Annotated in this window: 13 protein-coding genes; 6 read left to right on the forward strand and 7 right to left on the reverse strand. The window is 64.9% G+C overall.

Going from position 1 to position 11,839, the window contains the following annotated elements:
* Position 1: 1 nt before the first annotated feature.
* From CHB96_RS29675 to typA, 4 genes are all read right to left on the reverse strand, one after another.
* Positions 2–160 (reverse strand): hypothetical protein, encoded by a 159-nt coding sequence (locus CHB96_RS29675; RefSeq protein WP_176444269.1) that lies wholly within the window; start codon positions 158–160, stop codon positions 2–4.
* A 51-nt stretch (positions 161–211) separates the two neighbouring features.
* On the reverse strand, positions 212–1,075 hold the full coding sequence (mshB, locus tag CHB96_RS12695) for an N-acetyl-1-D-myo-inositol-2-amino-2-deoxy-alpha-D-glucopyranoside deacetylase (RefSeq protein ID WP_089246616.1): 864 nt from the start codon (positions 1,073–1,075) through the stop codon (positions 212–214).
* A 22-nt stretch (positions 1,076–1,097) separates the two neighbouring features.
* The gene (locus tag CHB96_RS12700; protein ID WP_089246618.1) at positions 1,098–2,804 is read right to left on the reverse strand and encodes an ABC transporter family substrate-binding protein; all 1,707 of its coding nucleotides are present in this window, start codon (positions 2,802–2,804) and stop codon (positions 1,098–1,100) included.
* A gap of 72 nt (positions 2,805–2,876) precedes the next feature.
* A complete protein-coding gene (typA, locus tag CHB96_RS12705) occupies positions 2,877–4,802 on the reverse strand; it encodes a translational GTPase TypA (RefSeq protein ID WP_089246620.1) in 1,926 nt (641 codons plus the stop codon).
* A 187-nt stretch (positions 4,803–4,989) separates the two neighbouring features.
* Between typA and CHB96_RS29680 the strand changes: the two genes are divergently transcribed.
* Positions 4,990–5,166 carry a hypothetical protein gene (locus CHB96_RS29680; RefSeq protein ID WP_089246622.1) on the forward strand — a complete coding sequence of 59 codons (177 nt, stop codon included), beginning with the start codon at positions 4,990–4,992 and terminating at the stop codon, positions 5,164–5,166.
* Here CHB96_RS29680 and CHB96_RS12715 read toward each other — a convergent pair.
* Positions 5,144–5,542, reverse strand: coding sequence for a (deoxy)nucleoside triphosphate pyrophosphohydrolase (locus CHB96_RS12715; RefSeq protein ID WP_089246624.1), 399 nt, complete (start codon positions 5,540–5,542; stop codon positions 5,144–5,146). The two genes, CHB96_RS29680 and CHB96_RS12715, sit on opposite strands and share 23 nt — an antisense overlap.
* 14 nt (positions 5,543–5,556) lie before the next feature.
* On the opposite strand from CHB96_RS12715, the gene CHB96_RS12720 reads away from it, so the two are divergent.
* Positions 5,557–5,850, forward strand: coding sequence for a 4a-hydroxytetrahydrobiopterin dehydratase (locus CHB96_RS12720; protein ID WP_089246626.1), 294 nt, complete (start codon positions 5,557–5,559; stop codon positions 5,848–5,850).
* On the opposite strand, the gene CHB96_RS12725 is transcribed toward CHB96_RS12720, so the two are convergent.
* On the reverse strand, positions 5,792–6,997 hold the full coding sequence (locus CHB96_RS12725) for a mannosyltransferase (RefSeq protein ID WP_089246792.1): 1,206 nt from the start codon (positions 6,995–6,997) through the stop codon (positions 5,792–5,794). The genes CHB96_RS12720 and CHB96_RS12725 overlap by 59 nt on opposite strands.
* A 291-nt stretch (positions 6,998–7,288) precedes the next feature.
* Between CHB96_RS12725 and CHB96_RS12730 the strand changes: the two genes are divergently transcribed.
* Entirely contained in the window at positions 7,289–8,107 is an 819-nt protein-coding gene (locus CHB96_RS12730; protein ID WP_089246628.1) for an Rv1157c family protein, read from the forward strand.
* A 46-nt stretch (positions 8,108–8,153) separates the two neighbouring features.
* Complete coding sequence (locus tag CHB96_RS12735) at positions 8,154–9,344, forward strand: MFS transporter (RefSeq protein WP_089246630.1); 1,191 nt, start codon at positions 8,154–8,156, stop codon at positions 9,342–9,344.
* A gap of 65 nt (positions 9,345–9,409) precedes the next feature.
* Here the strand turns inward: CHB96_RS12735 and CHB96_RS12740 are convergent, their stop codons facing one another.
* Positions 9,410–10,129, reverse strand: coding sequence for a DUF1906 domain-containing protein (locus tag CHB96_RS12740; protein ID WP_089246632.1), 720 nt, complete (start codon positions 10,127–10,129; stop codon positions 9,410–9,412).
* A 203-nt stretch (positions 10,130–10,332) separates the two neighbouring features.
* On the opposite strand from CHB96_RS12740, the gene CHB96_RS12745 reads away from it, so the two are divergent.
* Together CHB96_RS12745 and CHB96_RS12750 are read left to right on the forward strand one after the other, a co-directional pair.
* Positions 10,333–10,911 (forward strand): TerD family protein, encoded by a 579-nt coding sequence (locus CHB96_RS12745; RefSeq protein ID WP_089246634.1) that lies wholly within the window; start codon positions 10,333–10,335, stop codon positions 10,909–10,911.
* Between the two features lie 108 nt (positions 10,912–11,019).
* Positions 11,020–11,835 (forward strand): hypothetical protein, encoded by an 816-nt coding sequence (locus CHB96_RS12750; protein ID WP_089246636.1) that lies wholly within the window; start codon positions 11,020–11,022, stop codon positions 11,833–11,835.
* Positions 11,836–11,839 lie beyond the last annotated feature (4 nt).

Genomic DNA, 11,839 nt, shown 5'->3' on the forward strand with positions numbered 1-11,839 from the left:
ATCAGGAGACCGGAGGGTATCCCAACGAGGTCAGCAGGTTGCTCAGGATGTGCGCGAAATCGGTGAGGCCCTGTTGATACAGCATTTCCTGACGTGGAAAGTCCGGCTTCAGCGAGTTCACGAACGCGACGATGGCATCCTGCACGACCCAGTTGTACATTCGCGTGACCTACCCTACTCATCAGTACTATCAGTGATGCAGGCCATAGTGTCACACGCCGGAGAACAAATCACGCTCTCTGCCCGACGCATCGAGCTCTCCCAGCTCACCGCGCACGAGAACGTACTGCTCGTCGCCCAGAATCGGTTGAACGATGTTGTTCGACAACGCGTATTCGACGCCCGACGGCGCGACGGTCACCTGTGTCGCATGTGCGTTCAGGGCTTCGCGTTTGCGATCGAACACGGCGCGGATGTCGAGCGACGTCGTGACGACGTCGTCGGTAACGCTCGGCAGCTCGCCCGGCTCCGGCAGACGCCAGCCGTCAGGGACGTCGGCGATCGCGGCGAGCCCGTCGCGTAGCTGTTCGGCTCCGGTGACGGTCCAGTAGAACTTCGACGGCGTCCACGGTGCGCCCGCGGCGGGGTAGCGATCCGAACCCGCGACGTCGAACGCTTCGGTCACCAGCGAGTGCACCTGCTGATGGTCCGGGTGGCCGTAGCCACCCTCCGGGTCGTAGCCGACGACGACGTGTGGACGCACCTCGCGCATCACGGTCAGCATGGCAGTGAGAGCCTCGTCGCGGTCGGCGTTGACGAACGCACGCGGGTTCGCCGCGGCAGCCGTTCCCGCCATGCCCGAGTCACGCCAACGACCCGCTCCGCCAAGGAAGTTCGGCGCACCTGCGCCGAGAACGTCCAGCGCCCTGTGCAATTCGAGAATGCGGTATCCGCCGAGTTGATCGGCCTCGTCCGCGATCAGATGCGACCAGCGATCGCCGATGACCTCACCCTCTTCGCCGAGCGAGCACGTCAGCACCGTCACCTCGACACCCGCCTGGGCGTAGTGCGCGATGGTTCCGCCTGTCGTGATGGTCTCGTCGTCCGGATGTGCATGAACGAGCAGCAATCTCACTTGGTTCCGGTCCTCATCGGTCTCATTTGATTCGGGTCCTCATCCAGGTTGCGGCGTCACCGAAGATCCCGACTTCGATCGGGCCTTCCAGCGACACACCCTCGACGCCGTTGCCGACGGCAACGACGGACGAATCCTGCGAAATCGGGAGCACAGCGGACAGACCCCACAGTGCCGGTTCCGCCTCGGCCTTCAGCTCGTCGATCGGAAGTTCGCCTGCCAGAGCACGATCGACCGACGCAGTCAGTTCGGGAACACACAACCCCGACGTGTTGCTCGGCGGCGCAGCGGGCGTGTCGTCGGACGCCGGAATCTCCTGTGCTGCTGCACATCCGAATCTCGACGCCATGACGGTCGCCGCATCCAGTCCGACGGACGTCCATCCGACGATCGCGTCGACCTCGCCGTCGGTCAGTGCGGTGCCGTACAGCTCTTCGGCGGGCAGAGGCGTCACCGTCGCCGCGATTCCCACGCCGGCCAACTGGTCGGCTGCAGTGTTGGCCACCGCCAGCGCGGTGCCGTCGTCCTCGACCGCACCGATCACGAAATCCAGTGGTACGCCGCCTTTTCCGATGGTCCCGTCCGGCAGCGGGACGTATCCGGCACGGTTCAACAGTTCCAGAGCGGCGTCTCGTCCGAGCGGAGCAGGAGCGGTCGGCGCGTACCCGGGGTCCGATGGAGAGGACAGTTGCGCTCGCGCAGGATGATCCGCGGAACCACTGCCCGCCGCGACCGTCGACAGCAACGACGAATCCAGCAAGCCGAGGAGGCCGCGTCGAACATCGGGTTCGGCGAGAGCAGGCACACGCCCGTTGAGCGTCAGATCCAGAACACGCGGCTGGAACCTGATGTCGGTTCGCACACCGGGGATCGCCGCGAGTTGCGCCCGCGTCGCAGAACTTGCCCGAACCTGTGCCACCTGAGCATCTTTCGAGCGCAACGAGTCGGCGAGCTGAGCCGCCGTACCGCCGCGGCGAAGCAGAATCTGATCGGGCAGAGCTGGCTCGTCCCAGAAGCGGTCGTTACGTTCGAGCAGGATCTCGTCGCGACCCTGATCGATGGACTTGATGTTGAACCGGCCACCGGACACCGGGACGTTCTCCGACAGTCCCGTCTGGAATCCGCCGGGCGAATCCTTCAGTAGATGGCTCGGCACCAGATCGGTGAACAGACGCTGCCAGTTCGGATACGGCTGACGCATCGTCACGTCGACGGTCTTGCCGCCACCCGAGGACTGCACGTCGTCGATCAGTGCATACCCAGCAGGATCGACGACACCGGGCTGCGAGATCATCTGACGCCACAGGTAGCGGAAATCCTCGGCGGCGATCGGCGCGCTGTCGGACCACTGCGCCTCGTTGCGCAGCTGATACCGAACGGTGAACGGGTTCTGCGACGTCACCTCGGCAGAGATCAGCAGCGACGGGTCCGGCGTCCACACGGTGCGCGCGGGATCGGCCGGGTCGAGCGTCGGACGGAACGGGCTGGGCAACACCAGCGCACTGACCGCGGAGTTCGCAGGCGACTGATCCGACATCAGATGCGGATTGAACCCGATACCGACGTCGTCGATGGCGACGACGACCTGGTCACCGGTTTCGACGGGAGCAACGGGAGTGGTCGTCGTGGTCGTCGGGGCACTCTCCACCGGTGGAGGTGGATTGGCGGTGCACGCTGCGAGGGCCAGTGCAACGATTCCGATGCCGGCGGTGTGCAGTCGCTGCCGCAATATGCCACTCCTTCGTCGTTGCCCCTTTCGGGTGGCCGGACGAACCGACCACCCGGGGGCGTCCAGCGATTGTTACAGAGCAGCCTTGTCACGCGACTTCGCACGCGAACGCTCACGAGCACGGTCCGTCTGCGACAGGTGGACCTTACGGACGCGCACTGCCTCGGGCGTGACCTCGACGCACTCGTCGGCGGCACAGAACTCCATCGCAGCTTCGAGCGTGAGCTCGATGGGCTTCGCGAGGGTCTCCGTGGCGTCGGCCGTCGCGGACCGCATGTTGGTGAGCTTCTTCTCCTTGGTGACGTTGATGTCGAGGTCCTCGGCACGCGGGTTGATGCCCACGACCATGCCCTCGTACGTGTCGGCGCCCGGGTCGGTGAAGAAGGTTCCACGGTCTGCGAGCTGGATCATCGCGAACGGCGTGACGGAACCGGTGCGGTCGGAGACGAGCGAACCGGTGTGGCGGGCGCGGATCTCGCCGGCCCACGGTCCGTAACCGTGCGAGACGGCGTTGGCGATACCGGTGCCGCGGGTCTCGGTGAGGAAGTCGGTGCGGAAACCGATCAGGCCACGCGAGGGCACGATGAACTCCATGCGGACCCAACCGGTGCCGTGGTTGGTCATCTGGACCATCTTGCCCTTGCGAGCGGCCAGCAGCTGCGTGATCGAGCCGAGGTGCTCTTCCGGGGTGTCGATGGTCAGTTCCTCGAACGGCTCGTGAACCTTGCCGTCGACCAGGCGCGTGACCACCTGAGGCTTGCCGACCGTGAGCTCGAAGCCCTCACGACGCATCTGCTCGACGAGGATGGCCAGCGCCAGCTCACCGCGGCCCTGCACCTCCCAGGCGTCGGGACGACCGATGTCGAGGACCTTGAGCGAGACGTTACCGATGAGCTCGGAATCCAGACGCGACTTGACCATGCGGGCGGTGAGCTTGTGGCCCTTCACGCGGCCGACCAGCGGGCTGGTGTTGGTGCCGATCGTGACCGAGATGGCCGGCTGGTCGACGGTGATGCGAGGCAACGCAACGGGCTCGTCCAGGTCGGCGAGGGTGTCACCGATCATGATGTCCGCGAATCCTGCGACGGCGACGATGTCGCCTGCGACCGCGCTCTCACCGGGGACGCGCTCGACGCCGATGGTGGTCAGCAGTTCGGTGACCTTGGTCTTCTGGACGACGGGCTCGCCGTCGACCTCACGCATCCAGCTGACGGTCTGTCCCTTGCGGAGACGGCCGTTGTGGATGCGGACGAGAGCGAGACGACCGAGGAAGTCCGACGCGTCGAGGTTGGTGACGTGTGCCTGCAGCGGTGCGTCCTCGTTGCCCTTGGGCGCGGGGACGTGCTCCATCAGGACCTGGAACAGAACGTCGAGGTTCTCGGTGTCGGGAGCGGAACCGTTCTCGGGCTGCGTCAGCGACGCCTTGCCCTCGCGGCCCGACGCGTACAGGACCGGCAGGTCGAGCAGCGCCTCGGCGGCCTGGGCAGCGTCGTCGTCGAGGTCGGATGCCAGGTCGAGGAGCAGGTCCTGCGACTCGGAGACGACCTCTTCGATGCGGGCATCGGGACGGTCGGTCTTGTTCACGACGATGATGACCGGCAGAGATGCGGCGAGCGCCTTACGCAGCACGAAGCGCGTCTGAGGCAGCGGGCCCTCGGATGCGTCGACGAGCAGGACGACGCCGTCGACCATGGACAGGCCGCGCTCGACCTCACCACCGAAGTCGGCGTGGCCCGGGGTGTCGATCACGTTGATGACGGTGACGGTGCCGTCGGCGTTGTGGCGGTGAACGGCGGTGTTCTTCGCCAGGATGGTGATGCCTTTTTCCTTCTCGAGGTCACCGGAGTCCATGACTCGGTCCACGAGTTCGGCACGCTCGGCGAACGCTCCCGACTGGCGCAGCATGGCGTCGACCAGTGTGGTCTTGCCGTGGTCGACGTGTGCAACGATGGCAACGTTGCGGAATGTAGTGGTATCGGTGCTGGTGGGGGCGCTCACGCGAAAAATTCTCCTGGGTCGAATGCGGGCTCTTGTTCGCTAGCGGGCTTGTGTCGCTAGAGAAGCGCGCTGCACCGCGAAGTTCTCGCGACCGATCGAGTTTACCCGCTGCCACGAGGTGACCCACACCACGCAGTACTCTTGGCCAGAAGTTCACCGAAAAGTTCGAGAAAAGCGAGCGCGTCACATGGGCAAGATCAAGGCCAAGAACGTCTCGGGTCTGAAGCCCAAGAAGAAATGTTGCCGAAAGAAGACCCGGTGCCTCAAGTGCCCCGTCGTCATCATGCGGATGAAGAAACTCGAGGACCAGGGCGCGACGGGCAAGGACCTGAAGAAGGGGCTCAAGAAGGCCCGGGCTGCCTGAGCATCTCACTCAGTTCCGGCACCCACGCGCGGTCGGCGTCGACCAGATCGATCTCGCCGAGATCACGCGCGTCGACCCAGCGAAGACCCGAATGGTCAAGCGGCACAGGCGTTCCCGCGACGATCTCCACTCGGTACGCCTGCAGTGTCAGGCCACCGGCCAGCTCGACCTCACCGACCAGGGGATCACCGACGGACGTCTCGACGCCCAGTTCTTCGCGCAACTCGCGCACCAGTGCGTCTTCGGGCGTTTCGCCGTCCTCGACCTTTCCTCCCGGCAGCTCCCAGAGTCCCGCCAGCTCCGGCGGGCGCGACCGTTGCGCGAGAAGAAGCAATCCTTTCGAGACGATTGCGCCTGCGACGACGAGCGTGCTCATGTCACCATCGATTCATGAGTGAACCAATCCTGTCGAACTCCGACATCGACGATGCCCTCACCGGACTTCCCGAGTGGACGCTCGACGGGAAGCAGATCAGCCGCACCGTCGAACTGCCGACGTTTCCCGCGGCCATCGAGTTCGTCTCGCGGGTGGCCGACGCAGCCGAGTCCGCCGATCACCATCCCGACATCGACATTCGGTGGCGGAAACTCACCTTCACGCTGTCGACGCATTCCGCGGGCGGCCTCACGAAGAAGGACGTGCATCTCGCGCATCAGATAGATGCCCTTCTTCCCGACGATTGATCCGGCCGAGGTGGATCGTCCACCCGTAGACGAGAAGAACACCGACGACGTCGACGGCTCCGAGCCATGCCAGCACTCCCGGCCGTGACACGAGCCAGATCGAGTCCTGGAAGAAGCTGAGGATCCACGGCACGCCGACGAGCGTCGTGGCCAGCCAGTACGTCGCGACCACCTTGGTTCCGAGTCGGTGGCGATCGCGCCCGTGCACCAGCCACACGAGCAACGGCATCACCCACACCCAGTGGTGCGACCACGAAATCGGCGAGATCAGCAGACCGAGCAACTGCACGACGATCAGCGTGCCGAGACGGTCCCCCGGTCGCAGCGCACGCCACGCGAAGAACGCGAGCGCAGCGCAGACCACGACACCGAGAATCCACGCGAGTCCCGAGCCGACGTCGTGTCCGGCGATCCGGCTCATCGCGCCGCGCAGCGATTGGTTCCAGACCGAGCCCACCGGTCCGATGCGATCGGCGTCGCCGAGCAGCGTCGTGAAGTAGGTACCTGCCTGATGCCCGAGGATCAGGTAGCTGAGTCCGACCGTTGCTCCGAACGCGACGGCCGAGAAAACCGCCGCCTTCCATCTCTTCGTGGCGACGAAGTACAGCCCGGTGATCGCAGGGGTCAGCTTGATGCCCGCGATGACGCCGACGAGGCCACCTGCGACCCACCACCGCGAACTTCGGATCGCGACGAGCGCACCGAGCGCCAGGAAGACGTTGACCTGCCCGTAGTCGAGTGTCGTCCGAACCGGCTCGGTCCACAGGGCGACGGCCGTCCACAGCATCGCGATGCGGGTCCAGTCGCGATCCGGGTCCACGAGGTCGAGGCTGAGCCGGATCAGGAAGAACAGGGCCACCATCGTCGCGAGCTGCCAGCACACTCCGACGAGCGTGAACGGCAGGTAGTGCAATGGGAAGAAGACGAGCGCGGCGAACGGCGGATACGTGAACGGCAGCGGAAAGTCGGGCGTCTCTTCGGAGTACGTGAAGTCGTAGAGGTCGTCGCGCAGCAGCGCGGCCGAGCCGTCGACGTACACGTGAAGGTCGACGAGATTCATGCCGTTGGGCGTCAGGAACGCCCACGCGAACCGGGCGACGACGGACAGCAACAACAGGACCGGGGCACATCGAACCAACCGGTTCACGTCTTCACTGCTCCCGTTCGCAACTCGTCTTCGGCCGCCCCCGTTCGAGACCGACGCGGCGAGCCTATAGGGAACCCGGTCGAGGTTCACAAATGCACGTCACAGCGATCGCGTCGTCGAATATTGGTTCGTCACAAATAACATTTGCATCACCAACACCATCAATCACTCCAGTAACACGCTACTGTGCGACGGTACGGGGTGGGCGGCACCGGCTGTACAAGGAAGGGTCGGGTACATAGAGTGACCCCTCGAGCCAGCAACCGCCTCACGGCGTAGTTGACGATCAGGATGGGGAAACACGTGCTTCGTTTCGGGGTATCGCGCAGGGCTGTCACCGCTGTAGCCGTCGCAGCAGCCGCCGCACTCGCTCTGCCGACATCGGCTTCGGCCGAGCCCGCACCGCCCGAGCTGCCGGCACTGATTCTCCCCACCCCGGATCAGCCGCTTCCCGACTACGCGCAGATCGAGGCGCTCGCGTCGTTCGCCCCCGCGATCATGGGTGCCGCAGCAGGCCCCGCCGACGCCGCGGCAGGACCGCAGGCCGATCTTCTCGCTCAGGCGCGTGCGCTGCTCGAGAACTCCGCCCTTCCCGACAACGTCAAGTCCACGTTGGAAGCCGTCATCACGTTCCTCGACGGATCGGGTGGAGGTGGCCCGGCGCTGCCTCCCGAGGACGGCCCGGTCATCGCGCAGTTCCTGTACCCGACCATCGGCAAGGGCTGCATCTCCGACACCGCGGACTCCGTCGGTACGGCGCTCGCCGTTCCCGGCCCCGCGACGTTGCCCCCTCCCGGCCCTGCTGCCGGCCAGGCCGGATTCGTCTTCACCGCCCTCGGTACCGCTCCGATCGCCGAGAAGCAGGAAGCGCCGCTGACCGCCACGTGGCTCAACCTGGACAACCGTCGTACCGGAACGGTCGATCTCACCGGCGCCTCGCGCATCAATCCCGATGGCCCGGCGACGATCTCGGCCATCGCCGACACCGGCCCCGGCCGTGTTCTGTCGGTGATCTCGGGCTCGATCACGACGCAGTCGAAGGAAGATCCGTCGGCCGCTCCGCGAACCTGCAGCTTCCTCCCGACGATCGGAACGTTCGTCGTCGCCTGAATCCGATCGTCGCTTGTTTCTGCTCGTCGCTAGGTAAAGTCTGCTCGTGAGCAGACCAGTCGCGTTCGTCGCGATCACCTACGCGTTCGCCGTCGCCATGATGGGCACGACGATGCCCACGCCGGTGTATTCGCTGTATCAGGCCGAGTTCGGATTCTCCGTCCTCGTCATCACGGTCATCTTCGCCGCGTATGCACTGGGCGTGCTCGTCGCGCTGCTGGCGTTCGGCCGGTGGTCCGATTCCCTGGGCCGACGACCGATGCTGCTCGCCGGTATCGCATTCGGCATCGGCAGCGCACTGGTGTTCGTGTTCGCAGGCAATCTCGAAGTTCTGTTGATCGGGCGGATGCTGTCCGGCCTGTCGGCCGGCATCTTCGTCGGGACCGCAACCGTGACGCTCGTCGAGCTGGTCCCGGACAAGTGGAAGACCAAGGCGCCGTCGATCGCCACGGCCGCCAACATCGGCGGTCTGGGGCTCGGGCCTCTCGTCGCCGGGCTGTTGGTGCAATACCTCCCCGAGCCGACGCATCTCACGTTCATCGTCCACATCGTGTTGCTGGCGATCGCCGCCGTGGCGGTGTTCCTCGTGCCCGAGCCGGTAGCCGTCCAGCCAGGAGCACGGCCGCACATGCAGCGGCTGTCGGTTCCCGCGGAGATTCGCGGAACCTTCGTGCGTGCCGCCATCGGAGGATTCGCCGGTTTCGCCGTTCTCGGCCTCTTCAGCGGTGTCTCACCGGGATTCATGACGACGGTCCTCGGCGTCGACAATCACGCAGTCGGCGGCGCGGTCGTGTTCGTCATCTTCGCGGCGTCGGCAGCGGCCCAGATCGGGCTACGCGGGCTCGACGCGTCGTTCGCCCAACGTCTGGGATGCCTGATCCTCGTGCTGGGGTGCGTGGCGCTGGGGCTGTCGCTGCTGCTCGCGTCGTTCCCGCTGCTCGTCGTCGCCGCGGTGGTGTGCGGCGTCGGTCAGGGCATCACCTTCAGCAAGGGCATGGCCTCGGTGACCGCGGAACTGCCCGCCGGTCGCCGGGCCGAGGTGACGTCGACGTTCTTCGTCGTCCTCTACATCGCGATCTCGGTGCCGGTGATCGGCGCGGGCGCCGCTGCGAACGCGTGGGGACTCGTCACAGCGGGAGTGGTGTTTTCGACTGCGGTGGCTCTACTCGCCGCGGTGTCGTTCCTTCTACTCGTGGTTCGCGGCCGTCAGGACGAGAACGAGTCCGAGAACAGCTGATAGAAATAGCCCGCGATCGTGTACAGCAAGTCGATGAAATCCATGTCCTTCTTCTTTCGCGTAGTTCAGGCCAACGACCATTGGCCGTAATCGGGCTTCAGAATCACATTGATGTCGACGCCGATTCCATCGACCTTGTCCTTGTCGATTCGGATCTGATGCAGGTGCGCTTTCGGGTGACGGAACCCCTTCGGAGTTCCCCAGTTGTGCTGCCAGTACCACTGACCCAGATTGGCGATCGACGCCAATTCGATCGTCGGTGAGTTCGCGTAGATTCCGGTGTTCTCGGGGCCGACGACCGATTGCCAGCCGAGAATGTACGGCGCGATCATCGTCGCGAACTCGACGGCCGTCGGATTGTCGTCGATCGAGGCGTAGATGGGCCGGTTCTCGGGACCGCCTGCCGCGCGGTGCAATTCGAGCCCGCGGTTCGCATGCTTGACGCCTGCGGCATATCCGCCGCGCCAATCCGACGTCGTGCCTTTGCCGAATTGATAATTCGACACGACCTCCAGTCCGGCCTCGGTCAACGCGTCGGCCTCGTCGCGCTTCATCGGTTTGCCGAGCATCCATTCGGCACCGGGACGGCGATCGGACACGTAGCGGACGGCGCCGAGATGGCCCGCTGCCTTGATGGATTCCGGCGACGGCACACCCGCCGCATAGTCGATCAGTGTTCCCAGCCCGTCGGCGTGCGCGGACTGCGCGCCGACGGCGGCCAGCCCGACTGCTGCAGCCGACCCCACGGCTGCGTATTTGAACAGATCGCGTCGCGATACGTGCACGGTTCGCCCCCAAATTCGGTGTCTCACGGCGTGTCGTCGACCCGCAGGGCATCGACGCTGTTATTTTCTACAGTTTGCGTATTTCACCACATTCACTTCCGTACCGCCAGCCACCCTGCTCTCGCCTGCATCATCTGCCCCTTCCGCAGTTTCCCTTACTGTGGAGACCAACCGGTTCTGCAGCAGAGAAGGAGAGAAAACACATGGGCGTCACCCTTGCCAAGGGCGGAAATGTCTCGCTGACGAAGGAAGCACCGAACCTCACCGCGGTCTCGATCGGACTGGGCTGGGATGTCCGCAACACGACCGGGGGCGACTTCGACCTCGATGCCAGCGCCATCGGTCTGAACACGAACAAGAAGTCGCTGAACGATCTGTTCTTCGTCTTTTACAACAACCTCCGCTCGCCCGACGGCGCCATCGAGCACACCGGTGACAACCAGACGGGGGAAGGCGAGGGCGACGACGAGAGCATCGACATCGATCTCACCGCGTTGTCCCCAGAGATCGAATCGATCGTCTTTCCCGTGTCGATCCACGACGCCGACGCCCTCGGGCAGAACTTCGGCCAGGTGGTCAACGCCTTCATCCGCGTCGTCGACAAGGCCGACAACCGCGAGCTGGCTCGCTTCGACCTCAGCGAAGACGCCTCGACCGAAACCGCGATGGTGTTCGGCGAGCTGTACCGACGCGGGCAGGAATGGAAGTTCCGCGCAATCGGTCAGGGATATGCGTCGGGGCTGGAAGGAATCGTCCGCGACTACGGCATCAACGTCGGCTGACTCATATCGATTGAATAACCGAAGACTCCTGGACTTGAGAATGAAGGATGCCGTGTGGTCGGATTTGTCCATTCGCAACATCCGTCTCATGAGTCACAGGAGTCACATATGTCTCGTCGGTTCAGCCGCGTAGCGGGAACAGTCGCGTTGTCCTGCGCAGCTCTGCTCGCTCTACCGGCGACCGCGGCAGCGGATCCTGCACCCTCCGATCCGCTGTCGCAGGCGTTGACGACGTTGCAGAGTCAGGGCGCCGCGGCGGCCGATCCAGCCCTGGCCGCCGCCACCGCCATCGCCGACTCTCGCACCGACGTGGCGGAGACGACGGACTCCAACCCGTTGGCCGCACTCGATGCCGCCAACGAGATTCTCACCGGACTCGGCATCACTCCGTTCTTCTACCCGACGGCGTCGATCAACTGCGCTGCCGTCCCGGGTCTGCCCCTCGACATCGCTCCCGCTGTCGCGGGCGCAGCCGGTGGACCGTGGCCGAACATCGGACTGCCTGCCATTCCGTTGCTTCCGCAACTCCCCGCGCTGAACGCCGTCGAGAAGGGCGAGACGATGTTCGCATTCGTCCCGGCGGGCATCGTCGACGACTCGGGTGACAAGACAGGCATGCAGGTCGCCTGGTTCAACGTCAACACCTTGAAGGGCGGATTCGCCGACATGGGCGGCGCGACAACCACTCTCGTCGAGTCGATCCTCGCCAACGCGAACCTCGACCCGATCACCACCGAGATCGCCCGTGGCGCACTGACCAACTTCGTCGCCGGACTCCCCGCGGCAGGAGCTCGCCTGGCTCCCGTCGAAACCGGTTCGGGCACAGTGCTTGCCGCCGTGTTCGGCAACGTCACACACAACACCCCGACCGGTGAGAAGAGCTGCTTCTTCTTCCCGACCGTTGGCCTGATCGACGTCGCCTGACGCG

It is taken from the genome of Rhodococcoides kyotonense (genome assembly GCF_900188125.1).
GTDB classification, from domain to species: Bacteria; Actinomycetota; Actinomycetes; order Mycobacteriales; family Mycobacteriaceae; genus Rhodococcoides; species Rhodococcoides kyotonense.